Genomic DNA, 22626 nt, shown 5'->3' on the forward strand with positions numbered 1-22626 from the left:
GTCCGAATGAGTGCGATCCATAGCTGTTCGGGATTCAGTTCAAATCCACCGCTGACGCGTGGGCCTGCAACAATTGTTGGCGGGCTGACATTCACAGGGTTGAAATCAAACTGTTTTTCGTCGGCCAAATTCGCCTTTCAGATGTTTCAATCGAAAAAGATTCGCAAAAACAAATTGCAGATGATAAATTCCAGCTTTAGTGATAACAAAATATTAAGAACTGGCCACGTGGCGATGCTGCTGGCCAAAACGATTCTAAAAGCCCGGTGTTCAAGGGCAAAAACCCCAAAGGGAGGAAAATTCTCATGAAACTCGACAAACTGGCCAAAGGGCTGGTCATTGGCGCCACCAGCGCGCTGATGGCCACCGCTGCATTCGCCGAAGATATGACTTTGCGGTTTGCCGGTGTATTCCCAATCGACCATCAGGGTACAAAGATGATGGAACAGGTTGCGGCAGACGTCGCGGCGGCAAACGTCGGTCTGAAGATCGAAGTGTTCCCCGCAAACCAGCTGGGCTCGGGCGAGGCGCTGTTTGAAGACGTGGCCCGCGGCAACATCGATCTGGCGGCGGCCTTTATCTATGCGGATACCGACCCGCGCCTGGAGTTCCTGTCGATGCCGTTCCTCGTGGGTGGCTGGGACGACATGAACAACATCATGCGCAACATGGATTCCGAATATAACAAGATCCTGCAGGAAATCACCGACGAGTATGGTGTGAGCGTGATGGCCCAGAACCCCGAAGGGTTTGTCGGCATCGTGGCCACGCAGGAACCGGCCAACTGGAACACCTTTGACGACAAAGGCATGAACATTCGGGTCTGGTCGTCTCCGGCTGTAAAAGCCATGGTGGAAGCACTTGGCTACAAGGCCACGACCATGGCATGGGGCGACATCTTCCCCGCGATCCAGTCCGGTATCGTGGACGGCGCGATCTGCTGCACCAAGACGGCAACCTACTCGATCTTCGCGCAGTCGGATGTCGGCACGCATTTCGTAGAGTACAACTCGATCTCGGAACTGACCACGTTCTATGCCTCGCAGCGTACACTGGACAAGCTGAACGACGAGCAGCGTGCGGCATTGCAGGCCGCAATGACCAAGGCGTCCGACGACTTTTTCCAGTATAACCGCGACAACGATGCGGCCTTTGGGGAGAAGTTGATCGAAAAAGGCTATACTATCCTGTCCCTGAACGAAGAAGAGCAGGCCGCAATGGCTGCCCACATTCAGGAAAATATTTGGCCCATGATGGCGCAAAGCGTCGGTCAGGATGTGATTGACCGTTTGCTTGCAAGCAAAAACTGATAATCTGAAACCCAGGTGGGCCGGCAAACTTGCCGGCCCTTCTTCTAATACCTGATAAAAAAACAAAAAGCGGGGACAGACATGTCGATAGAAGACGATGACATGACGAGATGGGTTGGCGACGAAGACGCCGATAAACCGCAGAAAGTTACCGACGAATTGCCGCCCGTCATCGGGTATCCCATGAAAGTGATCGCGTTTGTTTGCAGACAAATCGTCATGGCCTGCGGCTTCCTGATGGCCTTCACCTTTGGCGCTGTTGTTGTAATCCGATACGGTTTCGGCGGCGACCTGTTCGCTTATGAAGAATGGCTGCTGGCCTTCTCGATCATCGGCTTCTTTGCCGGTGCGGTTCTGGCCTCTGCCCGCAATCTGCATATCAACGCCGATATTCTGGGTATCGTGATCCACAATCCCCGGATGATCTGGTGGCGCGGGTTTGTGGTGCTGTTGGTTGAGCTTCTTGTGATCCTCTTTATGGTCTACGCCTGCTACGTCTCGCTGCTGGACGACTTCTCTTTCCCCCGGCTGCGATCCACTCCGGTCCTGCGTATTCCGTTCGTCTCCTGGCGCATCGCGATCATGTGCTCTTTCGGCTTCATGGCGATGTTCACCGCTGCGTATCTCTACGTTCATATCCGCAAGGGGCTCGGGCTTCCGTTGCGCTCTGAAATTCTTAAGGGAGCCGCGAAATGATTATCGCCGGAAGTCTTGTTATTGTCTGCCTGATGCTCTTGCTGGGTGTCAGCGTCTATGTGGCGTTCGGAGCCGTCCTGATCTTTATCGCGATGGTGGGAGATCAATCCATCACAGGATATCTGCCGACCGGAGCGACGGGGATCCGCTCTCTGGTGCTGCTCGCGATTCCGCTTTTCATGATTGCCGGTGGCATTATGGAGAAAGGCAGAATTGCGGCGCCTCTGGTGGCGCTGGCCGAGATGTTCATTGGCCACATCAAAGGTGGACTGAACGCGGCCTCCGTGCTGGCCTGCGGCGTGTTCGGCTCGATCTCGGGCAGTGCGAATGCGACCCTGACCTGCATCGGCGGTATTATGATGCCGCACCTGAAAAAGGCGAATTACCCGAAAGGGCAATCCGCAGCCCTGATTGTGTCGGCAAGCCCCCTGGGCCTTTTGATCCCGCCCAGTTCATCGCACATCCTCTACGGCTGGGTCGCACAGCAACACGTGCTGAAGTGCTTCCTGTCGACGGTCATTCCCGCGATCATCCTGATCACGCTGCTGATCATCACCAATCAGTTCATGCTGCGGAAGTATGACGATATCCAGCTGAAAGAGCGTCCGGATCCTTTCATGCCCGCATTGTTGGGCCAGGGTCGGTTGGCGGGTCCGGCGCTGATGATGCCAATCATCATACTGGGCGGTATCTACGGCGGTATCATGACCCCGACCGAAGCCGCTGGTATCGCCGTTGTTTACGCGATTCCCGTGGCAATCTACTTCTATCGCGGCCTGACCTGGAAAACCCTGGCCCAGACCATCCAGACTTCGGGTGTTACGATCGGGGTGGTCATGGTGATGATTTTCATGGTGCTGATCGTATCAGACAACCTGATCTCGCAGGGCGCGCCGCAGATGGCCAAGGATATGGTCTATTCGGTTTCGGACAACCCGGTCGTGATTTTGCTGATGATCAATGTCGTCATGATCCTGATCGGCATGCTGATGGACGATATCTCGGGGCTGCTGCTGTCCACGCCGATCCTGCTGCCGATTGCGCAGAGCGTGGGTGTGGATCCGATCCACTTTGCCGCGATCATCGGCGTCAACCTTGGGATGGCCAACATCACGCCGCCCACGGCGCCGCTGCTGTACTTGGGGGCGCAGGTTTGCGACACGCCGGTTGCCAAGATGCTGTGGCCGACTTTGATCTTCATCGTGTTTGCATGGCTGCCGACACTGATGCTGACCACGTTTGTTCCTGAACTGGCATTGTGGTTGCCGGACCTGTTGCTGGGCCGGTAATCCGACACTCAAAATCCAAAAAAAAGGCATCCGACCCGTGCGGGTTCGGATGCCTTTTTTCAGAGCGGCCGTTTCCGTTGAGGGTGTGCCTGCCTGACCTCACATGGGCACCGCTGAGAACACCCGGTTCAATGGCGCAAGCCCAATAAAAAAGCCGGAGTGTTCCTCCGGCTTTCAGACAATTCGAAAGTGATGCCTGTCTTTAGGCCGCTTTGCCCGATTAGCTGTAAAATAGGATCGAGAGTGCGGCAATGAATGCCAGCCCGGCAACAACAAAGCTGACGTAGTGTACGGTTTCACGTAGTTCTTTGGTCATCGTGTCATTCCAAGTGTTTCAGGGACAGAAGTTCTTGTTTCTGCATCTATCCCTAAAACCTATGAAAAATAAGTAGGTGCAATGCATGTCCGGCATGCGTCGCGGGCATGACTTAGTTGCAGGATCTGACGGGCAACAGGGGTTGCTGCACACTCTGTCTTACGCCTGACTCACTGCCACAGGTTTGCAGCGGCAGGAAAATGGCCAAGACCTGAGTTCAGTTTTTTCGAATGGCTGTGAAAGCGGATTTGTTCAACCGGCACCAACCAGTTGAAAGCCAGCCCAGTTCCCGGGATGCGCCAACGGGCGTTCGTGGTGATCTTCGCTGGTGTCCTGTATCAGCGCCTCGATTTCCTGACGCAGCGCTTCGCTGCGGACCCGGTTGGTCGAGGGCGTTACAACCTCGGTGATCAGGCGGGATGTCAGATCATCCCGAACCGGCCAGTGATTCACCAGGAGGTTCCTGGCACCGGCAAAAAAGAATGCGCGGGCCAGCCCGGACAGCCCTTCCGCCCCCGGTTTTGCCCCTGCCGCGGTGTTGCATGCGGACAAAAGAACCCATTCTGTATCTAAGGACAACGTGGCCGCCTCGGATGCGGTCAAAAGTCCGTCAAACTTGGGACTGCCCGGCGAAGGCGGGGGCGAAAGCGCCAGGGCAGGCTCGTCCAGATTGTCGAAATCACCGGAAATCAGTCCGTGCGTTGCGAAATGCAGAACGCGCGTTTGGCGCAATTGCCCGGAAGCGTCCAGTTTTCTGAGTTCACTTTCGTTGGCCCGAGATCCAAGAAAAACGGAATGTTCACCGGCCCCAAACTGCGATGCCAGCGACAGGATCTCGGTCCGCGTTCCGGGCAGTCTTGGCAGGTTTTTCAACCCTTCGCGCAGGTCCTGGGCCGATCTGTGAAGATTGCGGGTCTCCAGCCGCAGGGGTTCGGGTGTCCCATAAAAATCGGGATCGCCGAACCCGACGTAACTGACGCGCGTGTCTGCCCGAGCCGTGGTGCTTGTGTTGTCTCGCAACGCCAGTTGCAGGGAAGGGATGACACTCAGGGCGCGTTCGACGCCAAGCCAGCGCGTATTTCGAAGGGTTTTCGCCACGGACCCGAATTCCTTTTGAGGGGCGGTCGCCAGCGCGCCGAATGGCAGGCTCAGCAGCGAACTTTGCGGGGCAATCAGCCACCGCTTCTTCGGCGCGATTGCCTCTGAAATCTCCGGTGCGCCGAACAGGTCAAGAAACAGATCGTGGGCCAGTTCAATGTCAAACCTGCGTGTGCTGTCCTGTTGCTCGGGACCGGAGGGGTTAATGGGTGCGCGTGCCGCGACAAGGAACTCCTCGTCTGGGTTGATGGAACGGCGAAGGGCCGAGACTCGGGCTTCCAGCTCTGTTGCATCGAATTCCAATCGGGACCATGTGACGCCTTCACGTGTTACGGCCCAGACAAAGCCGGGCCCGAAATGCGTTGAACGATCATTTCCACCTTCCGGAACGATCAGGATCAGCGCCTCGTCGTCATCGAGTTCGGCATCGCCACCCGGCAGGAAATCAGTCACCCGGACCACGCGCGGATTAATCAGGTCAAAAAACGCGGGAAAGGCATTCTGCAAGGCCTGCGTTGTTGTATCCAATCTGTCCATCAGCCGATCAAGCGTATCGGGCGCGGCCACTGTCGATGTCTCTGCGCCGGATGCGGCGGCAACGGACTTGGTCTCAAATGCCGCCAAATCGCGTTTGGCGCCAATCCAGTCGTTCAAAAAGGGCTCGACGCGGGCATTGTCTGCCGCAATGCGCCCGGCAGCCCGCGATATGGCAAAGGCCGAAGGCCCAAGCCCGATCGTTTGTGCTGCCTCGAAAGCATCCCGCGCCAACTGGTCAGCCTCGGCTTTGTCAGCCCGTTGGGAAACCGCTCAGGACGCCTGAATGAAAGCCCACGCCGCGCGGGAGGCCTGTTCCAGCGCAACCCGCTGTTCGTCGGCCGTGAGGTTGCCGGTGCGGCGCAATCGATCTGACAAGACGGAATGAGCGTGACGGGACAAGTGCAGTGCCTTCCGGAACGAACCCGAAGACAGAGAGGATTCGGCCAGCCGCAACCGGAACAATTGTGGCCTGACGGACGTCGGGCCGTATACGGCGTCCGCTTTGGGAATCATCCCCTCAAGCTCCTGTGCTGCTTCAAGTGGCAGTCCGGCATCGTGAAGGGTTGAAGACAGATTGAACGCCAACCGCAATTCCTCAACCGGTCCGAAATGCGGGTGCGTACCAAGATGTTTGCGGATGTCACGCAGCAAAGCGATGACGGCTTCGCTATCTCCGGCCTGTGCTTGAATGGCCGCAAGGTTTATGGCGGATTCTACCGTTCGGGGATGAGCAGCCCCGTACAATCCCACAAGTCCATCAAGGGCGCGCTCCATCAACTCCCTTGCCTGCGCAACCTGACCGCTTTCCAGCAGGTCGAGGGCAACATCGTTCATGGCAATCAACGTGTCTTCGCTACGCTCGCCATTGGTTTTCCGGGAAATCGCTAAAACGCGTTGGCGGATGGTTTGGGCATCCGCTAACCGCCCAACCGCCTCCAGCGCGCTGGCATAGTTTCGCATCGCCCGAACCGTATAGACGTGCTCCGGGCCTGCCGAGCTGATCATGAGGTCCAGATCCCGCCTGCGCAACGCAAGCGCTTCGTCCCCTCGGCCCAGTTTGGACAAAGCGTTTCCCAACATGATCCGCGCCGTCATCGTCTGAGGATGTTGAGGCCCCAGGGTTTGCTCATGCGCATTCAGGACCTCGGTAAACAACGGAACAGCCTCAAGCATCCGGCCCTGACTCATGAGGCTGAAACCAAAATTGTTCTTGGCCGTCAGAACTCTGGGTGAAGTCGGACCCTGCCGGCGACTGAGGCCAGCGATAATTCTCGCGTTCAAGGCGTTTGCATCTTCAAAACGCGCCATTGTGTCCAGTGCCAGAGCCAGATTGACGGACCAGGACAGGACCTCGGCATTGTCTTCACCAAGCGTTTGGCCGCCCAGTTCCACCGCGCGCCTCAGAACCTGCTCAGCCCGCTCTGGCTGATTGGCGCGCAACAGGGTATGGCCCAGCATGTTGATGCGGGCCAACGTCTCGGGCGCCGTCTCGCCGTGGGTAATGTTTGACCCTGCGATTGACGCGTCGAGTATTTCGACCGCTTCTAGAAACCTGTTGAGATCCCGAAGAGTGGTTCCCAGATTGCTCATCGCCCGAAGTGTGGCGGGTGAGTTTGGGCCAAGATGCTTGCGGCGCGTCTGAAGAACCAAGCGATGCAACGGTTCCGATTCATCGGGTCGCCCTAGAATATCCAGCACAACGGCCAGGTTTTCGGTTGTGTCGACCGTATTCGGATGGGTTGGCCCAAGGTTCGCACGGTCCTGCGCCAGAGTTCTGCGCAAAAGCGCTTCGGCCTCGGCATAACGTCCCTGATTTGCCAGTTGTACGGCCAGTGCATCTTGCGGTCGGTCGGTTGCATATGACTGTGAAATCAGTGGCCCGGACCACACAACGGAAAATGCAATGACAATTGAAACAACGAAACCAAAACGCAACATGGACAGAGAGTGTAGCGTTTTGAAATGATTAGTCCATTGCCCCGCGGCGGACTGGTCAGGACAAGAGCAGCCTTCTGAGCTTGTCCGCCCCATCCTGCAAGGTGTTCAGGAATTTCTTCAAGCTTTCAAGATCGTGGCGTTGGGTGGGTGCGTGAACGGACAGTGTCGCGGCCAGCCTGTCCTGATCGTCGGTAACAGGCACGGCGACGGCGGCCATTCCCGGCATGAATTCCTCGTTGTCGGTGGAATACCCGTTTTCCGCAATGTGCCCGATCTCGGTGCGCAGGGTCTCGGGGTCCGTCAATGTCCGCTCGGTTTGCGGAAGAAGCTTCCGCGCTGAAAGAAAGCCGTCCAGCGTGGCCTTGCGCAGGGTGGACAGATACATCTTTCCGCTGGCGGTACAATGGAACGGAACCTGGGTGCCGATCGGCAACTGAATGCGCAGCGGCCATTTGGTTTCGACCCGATCCAGATAGATCATCCCCTCGCGATCCGGGATCGCAAGGTTGCAGGTCTCTCCGATTTCGTCCGCAACCCCACGCAGGATTGCTAGACGTGCAGTGCGCAGGTGTTCAGCAGACATAGTGTTGACGGACAGCCTGCGCAGACGTGGACCGGGCCCGAACGAGCGTCCGTCCAGATCGCGCTGCAGGAACCCCTCCGCTTCGGCTGTTTGCAGCAGCCTGTGAACCGTTGGTTTCGCCAGCCCCAGGGTGTCGATCAGGTCGGCCGGTTTAACAGCAACGCCGCGCTTTGCGACTTCTTCCAGGATGAGAAGCAATCGCAGATTTGTCGGTATCTGAGTTTCTCGTTCCGAAGTGTCCGTGTCGACCATCCCCTTACATTCTATTTGTTTGGCAGCAGGATCAAGGCCAGATCAGGTACCAGAGACACCAATATCCAGACGGACAGCAGCGCGACCAGATAGGGCACGGTGTAACGCAGCAGCCGGAAATAGGGCACGCCCGTTACGCCTGACGCGACATAAAGGTTCAGGCCATATGGCGGCGTAATGAACCCGATTGATGCGCCCACAAGGAAGATCACCGAGAAATGGATCGGATCTACGCCGACCGACGCCGCAATGGGGGCCAGAATCGGCGCGAGGATGATTGTCACCGGAAGGCTCTCCAGCACCATGCCCGAGAAAAAGACGATGACCATCGATGTAAACAGCACCGCATGGTACCCGCCCATCGAAGTCACGAAGTCCCCGATGGTTTGCTGAGCGCCGAGCAGCGACAGGATTTGTTGCATGACGACCGAAATGGCGATCAGCGGTGCAAGTATCCCTGTAATTTGCGCGGAACGGATTACGATCGATGGGATTTCCGGGATCGTGAACCCTTCGACGACCATCATTTCCGCATAACTCTTGTCCGTCGGGGAAATGTCGTCGCGCGCACCCATGATGCGGTTGATCGGATAACTCACCAGACCGGCGATGACGCAGAAGCCGACGGTCACACCCGCCGCTTCGGTCGGAGAGAATTTGCCGGTGTAGATGCCCCACAGCACCAGCCCGATTGCAAAGAAACCCAGCCAGGCACCAAAGGCGGTTTTCAGAACGCGGTTCAGTTGCAGCGGGATCAGATGGCCCCAGCCGTTGATACGGCAGATGATCCAGCATGCGACCTGCATTCCGATAACCATCAGTGCACCGGGCAGGATGCCGGCCACAAACAGTTCGGAAATGGGCAGGTTCATAAGGAAGCCATAGACAATGAAAATGATCGACGGCGGAATGATGATCCCGACCGTGCCGCCTGCCGCCGCCGTGGCGGCGCTGAATCGTTCGTCATACCCGCCCTTGACCATCTCGGGGTGCAGCATCGATCCGATTGTTGCCGTCGTCGCCGAGTTCGAGCCCGAAATCGCGGCGAACAGCCCGCATGCGCCAAGCGAGGCCATCGCCAGCCCCCCGCGTATCCAGCCCAGACAGGCATATGCGAAATCGCTCAGCCGTCGTGCGATGCCCGATTTGTTGATCAGATCGCCGGTGAGAATGAACAGCGGCATCGCCAGCAAGGCAAAGCCCTTGTTGAACACATTCAGAAGCTCGGCCCCCATGTTGTCGAGTGTCAGACCCAGAACAAATGAACAGCCTATGACCCAATAGCCGATTACCAGCAGGACCGGCACGCCCAGCATGAACAAGAACGTCACGCCCAGTGAAATCAATGTAACCCAGGTTCCGTCTGCCATCAGTCCGCCCCAATCACGGCTTGCTTGATCAAGGGCTCGCCGTTTTTCCAGTTGTGTAAATCGTCCGCCAAATTCTGAAACACGCGGCCGACCATCAGAAAGAACGACAGTGGCGCTGCAAGCAGGAACCACCACTGCATCACGTTGTCGGTGCCAAGCACGATCTGGAAGTTCGAAGCCGACAGTGCCACCAGCCGAGATGTTGTTACGATGACGATCACCGCAAAGATGAACCACAGGATCGCATCCAGGATCAGGCAGGCCAGTTGCCCACCGCGCGGCATCGAGGTGCGGAATTCGCTGAAACTCAAATGCGTGCGCAGGCGAACGTTGTAGGACGCGCCGAACCACGCCATCACCATGAACAGCAGCGGCGGAATGGTTGTGGACCACGGCTCCTGATCGTTGAACACAAAGCGGTCGATCACGCCCCAGAAAATGATCAGCGCAATGGCCAGATAGGAATAGACCATGACCGACCGTTCCAGTTGGCGTTCAATGAAGGGAACCTTTCGATAGATCGCCATAACGATAAGACCGCCCAGGGCAGCGACCACAGTCCCTACCACCCATGTCGCGTCAGACTGCAGCGCAGACTGAATCTCGAACGAATCCTGGCTTAGAATGGCGCTGAATATTGCGCCAACATCGGTCCAAAATGACATGAACCCCGTCCTCCCAGTCGGTGTTTAGTGGAACCGGCCCGCGTGGGGCCGGTTCGGTAGTCTTATCAGGCTTCGCCTTTCCACCAACGGCGTGGCTCGACATTTTCCGGCAACATGTCCGCCGGAATCTCACGCGCGATGTCGTAGATTTCCTGATATGTGTCGATGCCGCCGGCCCATTTGTTCAACCGCTCGCGCCACTGTGCCCATGGATCGGGGTTGAAGTTCGGAGCGCACATTTCTTCGGCCAGTTTGATTTGATCGTCCGGCAGGAATGCGGGGCGGACCCCGTTTTCGGCAAAGATCGTCCCCGGCAATTGCGGGTCCGAGAACCCGACGGTGTTCAACAGCGCGGCTTCGTTTGCGCCCTGAATCAGTGCCTGGGTGAAGTAGGACGATTCCATGACCGCGTCCTGCAGTTCGCCGCCCAGGCTGTCAAAGACCTTTGCGGACATCGAAGTATGTTCGGTGCCGCAGAAGAACTTGAGGTTCACGGACTGTGACACCACTGGCGACATGTTGGCGTAAGCCACCGCCGAAGCCCAGGTTTCGGCGCCGTCGATCAATCCGGTCTTGAGCGCGTCCAGCGTCTCTTCCCATGCCACCGGCACCGGGTTCAGGTTCAGCAATTGCATCGCAATGCGGCCGAGCTGAGTTCCGGTAACACGGTTCTTGGTTCCGAACAGTTCCTCAAGCTTGGTGACCGTCGGCTTGTCCGAGAATGTCGAACCCATTTGCAGTCCGCGCAGTTCACAGTGGGTGAACAGGAACTTCAGACCGTGCCGTTTTTCCAGCGGGTCCCGCAGAATGCGCTGACTGGCCGGGCTGTAGAAGAAATGATACTGCGCCGCGCGGCTGGGGAACATATAGGCATAGTCCAGCACGTTCAGATAAGGTGCGCCGCCTGCGGAGTTCTGCGTTGAAGCCGCGTAGATGTCGACAATGCCCTGTTGGGTTTTTTCGACACAGCTCAGCTGACCGCAGATCTGGTTGTCGCCGATGAACTCAACACGAATCTCGCCATCGGTCCGTTCTTCAAGGTCGCGTGCAAACTCGATGGCGCCTGCGCGCTCGATCAAAAGGTTGCGGGTGTTGAACCCGGCAGCGCCGAATTTCAGGGTGTGCTTGGGTTCTTTCGAGAACCGTTTTTCATAATTCGATTCAGCGGCCTGCGCCAGATTCGCCAGGCTCATCGCGCCGCCAAACCCTCCTGCAGCCAACAGTGTTGAACTCATGCCGTATCGGCCCGCCACGCGGAAGAAATCCCTCCGTGATATTCCGCTTAGTTTCCGACCAATCTCCATCTTTTTCCTCCCGATGAAAAATTATTGAGACGTTTTGTATCAAAAAATGCTAGTATATTTGATGCAACTTGCATAGACTTTTTTTAATTTCGCTAAGAGGAGACGGTTATGGAGGTGGATTATGCAGTTGTCGGGGCTGGCTCTTCCGGCTGCGTCATCGCCAACCGTCTGAGCGCCGATTCCGGTACGTCCGTTGCACTGCTCGAAGCCGGTGGGCCAGACACAAATCCGTGGATTCATATTCCGGTCGGCTATTTCAAAACCATGCATAACCCGTCGGTGGACTGGTGCTACCGGACCGAGCCAGACGCGGGTCTGAACGGTCGGTCAATCGACTGGCCGCGCGGCAAGGTTCTTGGGGGGTCGTCCTCGTTGAACGGTCTTCTCTATGTGCGCGGTCAGAAAGAGGACTACGACCGCTGGCGGCAGATGGGGAATATCGGCTGGGGCTGGGATGACGTCCTGCCATTGTTCAGGCGCAGCGAGGATCAGGAGCGCGGAGAAGACGATTTTCATGGGGTCGGAGGCCCGCTTGCCGTATCCAACATGCGTATCCAGCGCCCGATTTGTGATGCCTGGGTCGCTGCCGCGCAAGAAGCGGGCTACCCGTTCAATCCGGACTACAATGGCGCGCAGCAGGAAGGTGTCGGCTATTTTCAGCTGACAACGCGCAACGGACGCAGGTGCAGTTCGGCGGTTGCGTATCTGAAGCCGATCCGGAACCGACAGAATCTGAAGATCATAACGCGCGCCCTTGTAACGCGCATCAAGCTGGAAGGAAAACGCGCGGTCGGTGTGGTGTATCGGGACCGTTCCGGTGCCGAACAGACTTTGACCGTACGGCGTGAGATTATTCTGTCTGGCGGCGCGATCAATTCCCCTCAGATTCTGATGTTGTCAGGTATCGGCGATCCGGATCATCTGAGGGAAAACGGTATCGAACCGCGACACGCGCTGCCCAAAGTGGGGAAAGGTCTGCAGGATCACCTGCAGGCGCGGCTTGTGTTCAAATGTAACGAACCCACTTTGAACGACGAGGTGAGGAACCTGTTCAATCAGGCGCGAATAGCCTTGAAATACGCGTTGTTCCGTGCCGGCCCGATGACAATGGCCGCCAGTTTGGCGACAGGCTTTCTGAAAACGCGACCAGAAGTTCAGACGCCCGATATTCAGTTCCATGTTCAACCCTGGTCGGCCGACAGCCCTGGCGAGGGCGTTCACCCGTTCTCGGCATTTACCATGTCGGTCTGCCAACTGCGCCCCGAAAGCCGGGGAGAGCTGCGTCTGAATGGCCCCGACCCGTCGAGCTATGTCAAGATTTTCCCGAACTACCTGTCGACCGAGACGGATTGCCGAACCATTGTCGATGGCGTCAACATTGCGCGCGCCATCGCAAAGGCAAACCCGCTGGCGTCCAAGATTTCCGAAGAGTTCCGGCCATCTGCCGATCTGGCCATGGACGATTATGACGGAACGCTGGATTGGGTCAGGTCCAACTCGGCATCGATTTACCATCCGACAGGCACTTGCGCGATGGGAGTATCGGATGACGCCGTCGTTGATCCGCAGCTCAAGGTCAGAGGCATTGAAAGCCTGCGGGTGGCTGACTGTTCCATCATGCCCGAAATTGTCAGCGGAAACACAAACGCACCTGCGATCATGATCGGCGAAAAGGCCAGCGATCTGCTTTCCGCGGCAAGGTGAATCCCGGCCCTCGACGAAACCCACTCGTGTTTGCGCATTCCCAAACGCGCCGAGTAAGGACGTTCGGTTCCAAGAGTGATCCGGCGCGATCCTGAGTAATCTTCACTTCGCATCTTGAATATTTCATTTTTTGAAGTATACCGCGCCCAACCTATCCGAGGGCACCGAAATGACCGAGACGGTCGAACCATCAACGCAGAAGTACAGTCCTGAAATTCAATCGATGATGGGCGTCTACGCGCTGTATTGGAAGTTGGAGGAAAGCATCGATCTGTTGCGGACCGATCTGAGCCATCAGGAATGCCACATGCTGATCAAGCTGGAACAGCCCAAGCGGATGGGCGTTCTGGCACATGACATGTTATCTTTGCCCTCTACGATAACCGCGACTGCGGATTCGCTGGCCAAGGCCGGGTACCTGGTTCGACAGCGCGATCCCGAAGACCGCCGCGCGTGGCTGCTGGTTCTGACCGGGCAGGGCGAAGACGCCCGAAAACAACTTGTGACCGAAGCCGGGGAACTGTTTCGCCGTGCCTCGGGGCTCAATGATGAAGAAACCGCTGAATTCGCGCGATTGGCGCAGAAGATCCGCGAAACCGTCCTGAAAACAGGCATACCCGAAGGTTTGAAGAAATGAAGATCCTGTCAACTTTGGCTCTTGGCCTGATCGTGCTGGCGACATCGCTGACCGCACAGCAAGCCCCGAAACCGGTGAAACTGCTGATGGTCAGCGAAACGTCACCCGGCTTTTCGCGACAGTTCTTTGGCCGGGTCGCGGCCCGCCAAACGGTCGATCTGGCCTTTCAGGTGGCCGGACAGATTATCGAGATGCCCGTCACCGAAGGTCTGGTTATTCCGAAAGGTGGGCTGATCGCCAGACTCGATCAGGAACCGTTCGAGCTGCAGCTCAACCGCGCCCGACTGCAAAAGGATCAGGCCGACCGCACGGTTGCACGCCTGTCCCGGCTCAGGGGGACCACGGTCAGTCAGGTGGCCCTGGATGATGCGGATACAAACGCCCAGCTGGCGGCAATTGCCACACGTGACGCGGAATACGCGCTTGAACATGCGACCCTCACGGCCCCCTTCGACGCGCTAGTTTCCAGCCGCACGGTCGAGGCATTCACCACCGTTTCCGCGGGAACGCCCATCGTACGTATCCACGACATGTCGGAATTGCGGATCGAAGTCGATGTGCCCGAAATCCTGTTTCAGCGCCGGGGCAGTCAGGATGACGTGACGATCACTGCCAAATTTCCCGCCAGCGATGAAGTTTTTCCGCTGCAAATTCGCGAATTCGATGCTGAAACGTCCAGCGTCGGTCAGACGTTCCGGATCAACTTCGGATTGACACCGCCGGAAGGCATTCAGGTTCTTCCCGGCTCGTCGGTAACGGTAAACGTGCAGGTTCAGGATAATCAAACCGGCATCGTCGTCCCGCCGACCGCCATTGTTGCGGATGCCGAAGGTCGTCTGGGTGTCATGCTGTTTTCCCCGGCGGGCGCGGACGAAGGAACCGTGCAGCGCGTGCCGGTCGAGATCGAGCCGACCCAATCGGGGGATGTGCGTGTCGTGTCCGGTCTTTCCGACGGGGACGAAATCGTTGTGGCCGGCGGTAACGCGCTGAGTGACGGACAGGCGGTGCGTCGCTTTGCCGGCTTTGCGAACTGAAGGGCGGACCGATGAACATCGCGCGCGCATCCATCGACAGGCCGCTTTATACGTGGCTCATCATTCTCGTCGCACTGTTTGGCGGTATCTGGGGCTTTTTCTCGCTCGGAAGGCTGGAGGACCCGGCCTTTACCATCAAACAGGCCGTCATTGTGACAACCTATCCCGGCGCCACCGCCGAGCAGGTTGCACTGGAAGTGTCCGAACCGCTGGAATCGGCCATCCAGCAAATGGGCGAGGTGGACACCATCACCTCGGTCAACCGCCCCGGTCAGTCTCTGATCGAGGTCGAGATCAAGTCGACCTATGACGGCAGCGAGCTGCCGGATATCTGGACGCAGCTTCGGGCCAAGGTCAGGGACGCCGCCCGCGGATTGCCGCAGGGCGTGGACCAGCCATATGTGAACGATGGCTTCGGCGATGTGTTCGGCCTGTTCTATGCGGTGACCGCCGAAGGTTTCTCGGACGCCGAAAAGCACGAACTGGCCACTTACCTTCGACGGGAGTTGCTGACCGTTGACGGGGTTGCCGATGTCGAGGTTCAGGGCCTTCCCGAGGAAGCAATCTTTATTGAACCTGACCTCGCCATTTCCGTAAACCAGAACGTACCGTTGCAGGCGATCAACGAAGCGATTGCCAACGCCAACTCGGTCAACGCATCTGGTTCACTGCGATCCGAGAACAACCTTACGACGCTGCTGACGGCCGAAGGCTCGGACAGTGTATCCGCAATCGCCGGTTTGTCGGTCGGCTCTCAGGGCCACGTGATCAACCTGTTCGACATGTCAGATGTCTATCGCGGCCGCCAGAACGATCCTGACCTGATCGTCCGTTTTGACGGCGTCGAGGCATTCACGCTTGGGATTGCGGGTCTGGCGACCGAGAACATTGTCGAAGTCGGCAAACGCGTTGACACCAAGATGGCAGAGCTGGATCCGAATATCCCCTTTGGTGTCGATATTCTGCCAATCTACCAGCAGCACGTCGTGGTTGAACAGGCGTCCAACGACTTTCTGGTGAATCTGGCGATGTCGGTTGCGATCGTGGTTGCGGTGCTTGGCCTGTTCATGGGGTGGCGCGCCGCAATCGTTGTCGGCAGCACGCTGTTGCTGACCGTCGTGGGCACGGTTCTGTTCATGTCGATGTTCTCGATCGAGATGGAGCGGATTTCGCTTGGCGCGCTGATCATTGCGATGGGGATGCTTGTCGACAACGCGATCGTTGTCGCCGAAGGCATGCAGATTGCCATGCTGTGCGGGAAAAACTCGCGCGATGCCGCAGACGACGCGGCCTCCAAAACCCAGATACCATTGCTTGGTGCGACTGTGATCGGAATCATGGCCTTTGCCGGCATCGGCCTGAGCCCCGATGCTACAGGTGAATTTCTGTTCTCGCTGTTCGCAGTGATCGGAATTTCGCTGCTGCTGAGCTGGGTTCTGGCACTGACCGTCACTCCGCTGTTGGGCCACTACTTTTTCAAGCAGGGTAAGGAAGGCGAAATCGACGCCTATGGCGGTTTGCTGTTTCGGATCTATGGCACGATCCTCAGAGCAGCGCTCAGGTTCCGCTGGCTGGTTATCATTGCGCTGGTTGCAGTGACGGCAGCCTGTTTTGCGGGCTTCGGACTGATGAAGCAGCAGTTTTTCCCGAACTCGAACACCCCGCTTTTCTTTGTCCATTACAAGCTGCCGCAAGGCACTCCGATTGCGCGGACGTCCGAGGATCTGGCGCAGATCGAGGACTGGCTAAGCAAGCGCGACGATGTGGTCTCGGTGGCAACCTTTGTGGGGCAGGGGGCGACCCGTTTCATGCTGACCTATTCCGCTGAAAAGCCCAATCCCAGTTACGGGCACATGATCATACGCACGGAAACTCTGGACGATATCCCGCAGCTTCAGGCTGACCTGGAAGAGTATGGCATGGCGTTGTTCCCCGAAGGAGAGTTCCGCACCAAGCGGCTGGTCTTCGGCCCCGGCGGTGGTGATCCGATCCAGGCCCGGTTTTCCGGCAGCGATCCGATGGTGCTCCGCCAACTCGCTGAAGAGGCCAAGCGGCGCATGGCTGATGCTTCGGACAATGTCATCGGCGTTCGTCACGACTGGCGCGAGAAAGAACTGGCGCTTCAGCCAATCTACGCAACCGAGCGGGCGCAAACCGCTGGTGTGACGCGCGAAGACGTTGCGGCGACACTTTTGTTTTCCACCGACGGCATCACCGGCGGAGTGTTCCGTGAACGCGACCGCCTGATCCCGATCATCCTGCGCAGACCGGTTGATGGCGACTATTCCGTGGTCGATCAGGTTGTCTATTCAACGCAGGCCGAAAAGTGGGTGCCAATCGAACAGATGGTCGATGGATTTGAGTACAAAACCCAAAATACACGTGTACATCGCCGAAATCGTGTCCTGACGATAACCGTCGGTGCCGACATTCCGCCGGACATGACAGCCGCGCAAGTGCACGCCGAGGTGCGCGAAGCGATCGAGGCAATGGAAATTCCACCCGGATACAAAATGGAGTGGGGCGGTGAATACGAGAACTCGCGCGATGCTCAGGAAAGCCTTGGAAAACAATTACCGCTGAGCCTGCTGATTATGGTGCTGATATCGGTGTTGCTGTTCAACGCCATCCGCCAGCCTCTGATCATATGGCTGCTGGTGCCCATGTCCGTGAACGGAGTGGTGATCGGCCTTTTGGGTACCGGGTTGCCCTTTACGTTTACCGCGTTGCTGGGGCTGCTCAGCCTGTCCGGGATGCTTATCAAGAACGGGATTGTGCTGGTCGAAGAAATCGATTTGGTCCGCGCGACCGGAAAGCCGTTGAAAGACTCGATCATCGAAGCGTCGATTTCGCGCTTGCGCCCTGTCATTCTGGCCGCGATCACCACCATTCTGGGAATGGCGCCTTTGTTGACGGATGCGTTCTTTGTATCGATGGCTGTCACGATCATGGGAGGTCTGGCCTTTGCCACAATCCTGACAATGGTCGCCGCGCCGGTCCTCTACGCGGTGTTTTTCGCAAGGGATGAACGGCAAGAGGTTGCCGCGGTCGCCGCCTAGGTTGAGATATCAGCCAGGTTGACCGCGCCGTTTTGTACACGTCGCCCACCCCAAATCCATAGGTTTTGGGGTGGGCAGCGTTGCAAATCCACACCCGCAGGTCGAAGGTAGAGCGATCGTACTTCGATTGAGATTTGTGGCCGGAAAACGCGACCGTGAAGACTATGGATGGCAAAACCCGATTGTTGGTGATTGTTGCGCCAAATTTCAATTTGTCCGCAACCATGAGCTTTATTGACCCGTTTCGTGCTGCAAATTACCTGGACGGACGGTCTTATTTCAGTTGGGAATTTGTCTCAGAATCCGGTGGATATTGCACCTCAAGCAATGGTGCAGGGATTGAAACCAAGGCGATCGATCAAAGCGCTGCAGGTCAGCGGGATATCGTGATCGTTTCGACCAGCTGGACCCCGGAAAAACATCTGACGCCCAAGATCGGCAATACGTTGCGCGGTTGGGCGCGAGGTGGCGTAACGCTGGGCGCACTGGATACGGGTGCGTTCATTCTGGCGCAGGCCGGATTGCTTTCCGGTCGTCGGGCGACTGTTCACTATGAACATATCGACGCATTTCAGGAACTGTTTCCAGGCGTGGAAGTGGTTGAGAACCTTTACGTTTTAGACGGCAACCGAATCACGTGCTGCGGCGGCAGTGCTTCGGTGGATTTTGCGCTGCAGATACTGCAGGGTATTCACGGCAGCGCGCTGGCCAACGCGGCCGCCAGATACATTTTTCACGACCGCTTGCGGGGCCCCGCTTCGATGCAGCAACCTGAAGGCAGCGAGCCTTTAGGGGCGGTTGTTCCGGCGACGTTGAAATCTGCGATCCAGATCATGGAGGCACATCTGGAAGAAACGGTGTCTATCCCCGAGATATGTAGGCGCGCGGGTGTCTCGCACCGTCAACTTGATCGGATGTTTGCCACCTTTATCAAGAAAACTCCGGCGCTTTATTATCGCGATATCCGGCTGGACCGGGCGCGGGGGCTTGTGACGCAAACAGAAATGCCGATTTCCGAGATTGCAATGGCATCGGGGTTTTCCAGCCCGGTGCATTTCAGCCGCTCGTACAGAGACAGGTTTGGCTTGCCGCCCAGTCAGGATCGGATCGAGGGGCGGGTCCCGTTTGAATACCGGGCTTGGCCGATGCATCGCAAGCCCAGGCAGTCTTGATGCACAACTCTGCGGATGGCGAAAATAGTCATTTGAGAGGCGAAAAAAATCAACAGCGTGAGTTGATTTCAAAGGATCATACGCTTCGCAAGCCAGTCCACCGGACCGCGCGGGTCCGAAATCTTGGAGTTACCAATGAACGAGCTGCCAACCCAAGAACAATTCCAGCGGATTTCCGATGGCTTCAGTCCAGATCCATTCAACACAAGCTCGTTGAAGGCCGAGGCCTATGTTGATCCGGTTTGGCATCAGGTGGATTTGAATGAAATCCTTGCCAAGACATGGCAATGGGTTTGTCACGTCGAAAAGCTGCGCGCGCCAGGATCTTATGTGACGGTTGAAATCGCCGGTCGGCCCATTGCCGTCGTGCGCGACCGCGAGGGGGAATTGCGGGCATTCTACAATGTCTGCAAGCACCGCGCGCATCACCTGCTGTCGGGTGAGGGGGAAACGACCCGCATTATGTGCCCCTACCACGCCTGGGTTTACAAGCTGGACGGCCAATTGGTGCGCGCGCCCGAAACGGAAAGCCTGACCGGGTTCAGCACCCGGGACATTTGCCTTGATCAAGTGCAAGTCGAAGAATTTGCAGGTTTCGTTTATGTCAACCTGGACCCCCAAGCGCGCCCCCTGCGCGAAGTGTCGGGCAACCTTGAAACGGAAATTCGCCATTGGGCCCCGGATATTGAACAGCTGACTTTTGGCCATCGCCTGACCTATGACATCAAGTCGAACTGGAAGAACGTCGTCGACAATTTTCTTGAATGTTATCACTGCCCGACCGCGCATAAGGATTTTTGCGATCTGGTGGATATGGACACCTATAAGGTTACAACCTACGGCATCTATTCCAGCCATATGGCCGACGCAGGCAAAAGCGCAAACTCTGCCTATGACGTGTCGAATGCGTCTGTGCGTACTCATGCCGTCTGGTGGTTGTGGCCCACCACCTGCCTGATGCGTTACCCGGGCCGGTCATCGATGATCGTGCTGAACATCATCCCCGTGGGACCTGACCGCACGCTTGAGACCTATGACTTCTTCCTCGAAACTCCGGAACCGGACGAGGCAGAGCAGGAGGCGATCCGCTATCTCGACGAGGTTCTGCAGCGCGAAGACATCGATATCGTCGAAAGCGTTCAGCGCGGGATGGGTACGCCTGCCTTCACGCAAGGGCGTATCGTTCATGACCCGAGCGGCTCGGGCAAGTCCGAACATGCGGTGCATCACTTCCATGGGCTGGTTCTGGACGCTTACGCAAGGGCCGCGCCGTGACACGGCCCAACATCGTTGTGGTCATGGCCGATCAACTTGCCCCGCATTTCTGCGGGGCTTACGGCCACCCGACGGTCAGGACACCGAACATCGATGCGCTGGCGGCACGCGGTATGCGGTTTGATGCGGCTTACTGCAACTCTCCTCTGTGTGCGCCGTCCCGCTTTGCCTTCATGTCTGGGCAGTTGATCAGCCGGATTGCGGCCTATGACAATGCCAGTGAGTTTCGCGCTTCGGTCCCGACGTTTGCACATTACCTTAAGGCGCTGGGATACCGAACCTGCCTGTCAGGCAAGATGCATTTTGTCGGACCGGATCAGAAACACGGATTTCAGGACCGCATTACAACCGACATCTACCCTGCCGATTTCGCCTGGACACCAGATTGGGAAGCCCCTGACGAGCGGATCGACAAGTGGTATCACAATATGCAAACGGTCAAGGAAAGCGGCGAAGCCATCGCGACGTTCCAGACCGATTACGATGATGAGGTCGAGTTCGCAGCCCGCCGCTGGCTGATTGACCGGGGCCGCGATCGGGCGGCCGGGGACAAAGCGCCGTTCTGCCTGGTCACCAGCTTCATCCACCCCCATGACCCCTACGTGGCCAAGCCTGAATGGTGGAACCTGTATACGGATGCGGATGTTCCGATGCCGGACACCTCACTGACGCCCGAGGAACAGGACCCGTTCTCGCGCAGGGTAATGGACGGAATCGAGGCGAGCTATGTCTCTCTGACGGATGAGGAGGTGCGCCGCGCCCGCCGCGCCTATCTGGCCAATGTCAGCTATTTCGACAGCAAGGTCGGGGCGATTGCGAAGGCGCTGGAAGATATACGCGAACTGGACAACACCATCGTCGTCGTGACCGCCGATCACGGGGATATGCTGGGCGAGCGGGGGTTGTGGTACAAGATGAACTTCTTCGAGCATTCTGCCCGCGTCCCACTGATTATGGCCGGGCCGGGTGTTGCGCAAGGGACAGCTCTCAACGCCTGTTCACTGCTGGACCTGCTGCCGACTTTCGTTGAAATTGCTGGGGGGCAAGCGGAGATGTTTGGCGAACCGGTGGATGGTCGTTCACTCATGCCGCTGGCCCGCGGCGAAGCTGACATCGTCGACGAAGCGATCGGTGAGTATTGTGCAGAGATGACCCCTTACCCGGTCTTCATGATCCGGCGCGGGTCGCTGAAATACATCCATTGTGACCTCGACCCTCCTCAACTTTACGACCTGTCCGTTGATCCACTGGAAACGGTGAATGTCGCGGACGATCCGGCTTATGCCGCCCATTCTGCTGCCTTCGCCGCCGAAACTGACCAGCGCTGGGATAGTGAAAAGCTGCGTGCGGATATCATCGCAACACAAAAATCCCGTCATGCGCTTCATGCTGCGATGGAAGCCGGGGCGGGTGAGGCCTGGGATTACAATCCGCCGCGCGACGCTTCTCAGGAATATGTGCGCAATCACATGGACTGGACTGTAGCCGCGGCCAGATACCGCTTTTCACCTTTGAAGGAGAACCAAGAATGATGCTGAAGGGCAAAACCGCGCTGGTCACAGGCGGCCGAGGCGGCATCGGGCGCGCCATCGTCGCCCGTTTTCTGCGAGAAGGTGCACGGGTCTATGCGGCTGACCTGACGCCCGAGGGATCGTTGGCCACGCATGACGACGACGGCAGCGTGTTCGTCAAACTCGACATCACGCAGGAAGCGGATGCCGTTGCGGCTATGGAGCAGGTCGCCGAAAACGCGGGCCAGTTGGACATTCTGGTCAACGCGGCCGGGATCGAGATCGAAAAGACCATCGAACAGACCACTCTGGAAGAATGGAACCTGTCCTTTGCCGTCAACGTGACCGGCACCTTCCTGATGTCAAAACATGCCCTGCCCTTGATGCGAAAAGCCACTGCCGCCGGCACGACGGCATCGATCATCAATTTTGGCAGCTACGACGGCTTCATCGCCGACCCGGGACTGGCGGCCTATTGCGCAACCAAAGGCGCGGTTCACGCCCTGACCAGGGCAATGGCCTGCGACCACGGGCCCGAAGGTATTCGGGTCAACGCAATCTGCCCGGGCTATGTCGACACACCCATGCTACAAAGCTTTTTTACCGGCGAGGGTTCGGGTGGCGGCGGCAAAACCATCGACCAATTGCAGAAGGCGGTCCGCGATGTGCATCCGATGCGCACCTATGGCACACCGGACGACATTGCCAACCTGGTCAACTGGCTGGCATCGGACGAGGCGCGCTATGCCAGCGGCCAGCTTTGGGTTCTTGACGGAGGGCTGAGCGCGCAGGTCCAGCAGATGAAGCTATGAGTGAAGCGTTGGGATACGAAACGAGAAACCTCTTCTTTGGTGCTTGGAAATCGCGATGTTGTGC

The 22626-nt window shown here is 57.5% G+C and carries 18 protein-coding genes; 12 read left to right on the forward strand and 6 right to left on the reverse strand.

Features of this window, described 5'->3' with window-relative positions:
* Positions 1-6 precede the first annotated feature (6 nt).
* The 4 genes from ACR0FE_RS11700 (at position 7) to ACR0FE_RS11715 (ending at position 3295) form a co-directional block, all read left to right on the forward strand.
* Positions 7-309, forward strand: a complete 303-nt coding sequence (locus ACR0FE_RS11700; RefSeq protein WP_480912858.1) for a hypothetical protein — start codon at positions 7-9, stop codon at positions 307-309.
* The gene (gene dctP / locus ACR0FE_RS11705) at positions 306-1310 is read left to right on the forward strand and encodes a TRAP transporter substrate-binding protein DctP (protein ID WP_480912859.1); all 1005 of its coding nucleotides are present in this window, start codon (positions 306-308) and stop codon (positions 1308-1310) included. The genes ACR0FE_RS11700 and dctP overlap by 4 nt, the downstream gene beginning before the upstream one ends.
* An 81-nt stretch (positions 1311-1391) precedes the next feature.
* Positions 1392-2006 carry a TRAP transporter small permease subunit gene (locus tag ACR0FE_RS11710; protein WP_170611438.1) on the forward strand — a complete coding sequence of 205 codons (615 nt, stop codon included), beginning with the start codon at positions 1392-1394 and terminating at the stop codon, positions 2004-2006.
* Positions 2003-3295, forward strand: a complete 1293-nt coding sequence (locus ACR0FE_RS11715; protein ID WP_170611436.1) for a TRAP transporter large permease — start codon at positions 2003-2005, stop codon at positions 3293-3295. The genes ACR0FE_RS11710 and ACR0FE_RS11715 overlap by 4 nt, the downstream gene beginning before the upstream one ends.
* Before the next feature lie 568 nt (positions 3296-3863).
* Here the strand turns inward: ACR0FE_RS11715 and ACR0FE_RS11720 are convergent.
* From ACR0FE_RS11720 to ACR0FE_RS11745, 6 genes are all read right to left on the reverse strand, one after another.
* A complete protein-coding gene (locus ACR0FE_RS11720; RefSeq protein ID WP_480912860.1) occupies positions 3864-5477 on the reverse strand; it encodes a CHAT domain-containing protein in 1614 nt (537 codons plus the stop codon).
* Between the two features lie 39 nt (positions 5478-5516).
* Positions 5517-7184: a tetratricopeptide repeat protein gene (locus ACR0FE_RS11725; protein ID WP_480912861.1), complete on the reverse strand. Its 1668-nt coding sequence runs from the start codon at positions 7182-7184 to the stop codon at positions 5517-5519.
* Positions 7185-7239: 55 nt separating this feature from the next.
* Positions 7240-8019, reverse strand: coding sequence for an IclR family transcriptional regulator (locus ACR0FE_RS11730; RefSeq protein WP_170807516.1), 780 nt, complete (start codon positions 8017-8019; stop codon positions 7240-7242).
* A gap of 11 nt (positions 8020-8030) precedes the next feature.
* Positions 8031-9389 carry a TRAP transporter large permease gene (locus tag ACR0FE_RS11735; protein ID WP_170611430.1) on the reverse strand — a complete coding sequence of 453 codons (1359 nt, stop codon included), beginning with the start codon at positions 9387-9389 and terminating at the stop codon, positions 8031-8033.
* Positions 9389-10054 carry a TRAP transporter small permease subunit gene (locus ACR0FE_RS11740; RefSeq protein ID WP_170611428.1) on the reverse strand — a complete coding sequence of 222 codons (666 nt, stop codon included), beginning with the start codon at positions 10052-10054 and terminating at the stop codon, positions 9389-9391. The genes ACR0FE_RS11735 and ACR0FE_RS11740 overlap by 1 nt, the downstream gene beginning before the upstream one ends.
* Positions 10055-10119: 65 nt before the next feature.
* Positions 10120-11358 (reverse strand): TRAP transporter substrate-binding protein, encoded by a 1239-nt coding sequence (locus tag ACR0FE_RS11745; RefSeq protein ID WP_170681180.1) that lies wholly within the window; start codon positions 11356-11358, stop codon positions 10120-10122.
* A 108-nt stretch (positions 11359-11466) separates the two neighbouring features.
* Between ACR0FE_RS11745 and ACR0FE_RS11750 the strand changes: the two genes are divergently transcribed.
* From ACR0FE_RS11750 to ACR0FE_RS11785, 8 genes are all read left to right on the forward strand, one after another.
* The gene (locus ACR0FE_RS11750; RefSeq protein ID WP_170611424.1) at positions 11467-13062 is read left to right on the forward strand and encodes a GMC family oxidoreductase N-terminal domain-containing protein; all 1596 of its coding nucleotides are present in this window, start codon (positions 11467-11469) and stop codon (positions 13060-13062) included.
* Between the two features lie 169 nt (positions 13063-13231).
* Positions 13232-13699, forward strand: coding sequence for a MarR family winged helix-turn-helix transcriptional regulator (locus tag ACR0FE_RS11755; protein WP_480441606.1), 468 nt, complete (start codon positions 13232-13234; stop codon positions 13697-13699).
* Positions 13696-14733 (forward strand): efflux RND transporter periplasmic adaptor subunit, encoded by a 1038-nt coding sequence (locus ACR0FE_RS11760; RefSeq protein WP_170611422.1) that lies wholly within the window; start codon positions 13696-13698, stop codon positions 14731-14733. Before ACR0FE_RS11755 ends, ACR0FE_RS11760 begins: the two co-directional genes overlap by 4 nt.
* An 11-nt stretch (positions 14734-14744) precedes the next feature.
* Positions 14745-17792 (forward strand): efflux RND transporter permease subunit, encoded by a 3048-nt coding sequence (locus tag ACR0FE_RS11765; protein WP_480912862.1) that lies wholly within the window; start codon positions 14745-14747, stop codon positions 17790-17792.
* 164 nt (positions 17793-17956) lie between these two features.
* The gene (locus ACR0FE_RS11770; protein WP_480813623.1) at positions 17957-18964 is read left to right on the forward strand and encodes a GlxA family transcriptional regulator; all 1008 of its coding nucleotides are present in this window, start codon (positions 17957-17959) and stop codon (positions 18962-18964) included.
* A gap of 135 nt (positions 18965-19099) precedes the next feature.
* The gene (locus ACR0FE_RS11775; RefSeq protein ID WP_480813605.1) at positions 19100-20239 is read left to right on the forward strand and encodes an aromatic ring-hydroxylating oxygenase subunit alpha; all 1140 of its coding nucleotides are present in this window, start codon (positions 19100-19102) and stop codon (positions 20237-20239) included.
* Positions 20236-21771: a choline-sulfatase gene (gene betC, locus ACR0FE_RS11780; RefSeq protein WP_480912863.1), complete on the forward strand. Its 1536-nt coding sequence runs from the start codon at positions 20236-20238 to the stop codon at positions 21769-21771. The genes ACR0FE_RS11775 and betC overlap by 4 nt, the downstream gene beginning before the upstream one ends.
* Entirely contained in the window at positions 21768-22562 is a 795-nt protein-coding gene (locus ACR0FE_RS11785; RefSeq protein ID WP_480912864.1) for an SDR family NAD(P)-dependent oxidoreductase, read from the forward strand. Before betC ends, ACR0FE_RS11785 begins: the two co-directional genes overlap by 4 nt.
* The last annotated feature ends 64 nt before the right edge of the window (positions 22563-22626 follow it).

It is taken from the genome of Ruegeria sp. K7 (assembly GCF_056531785.1).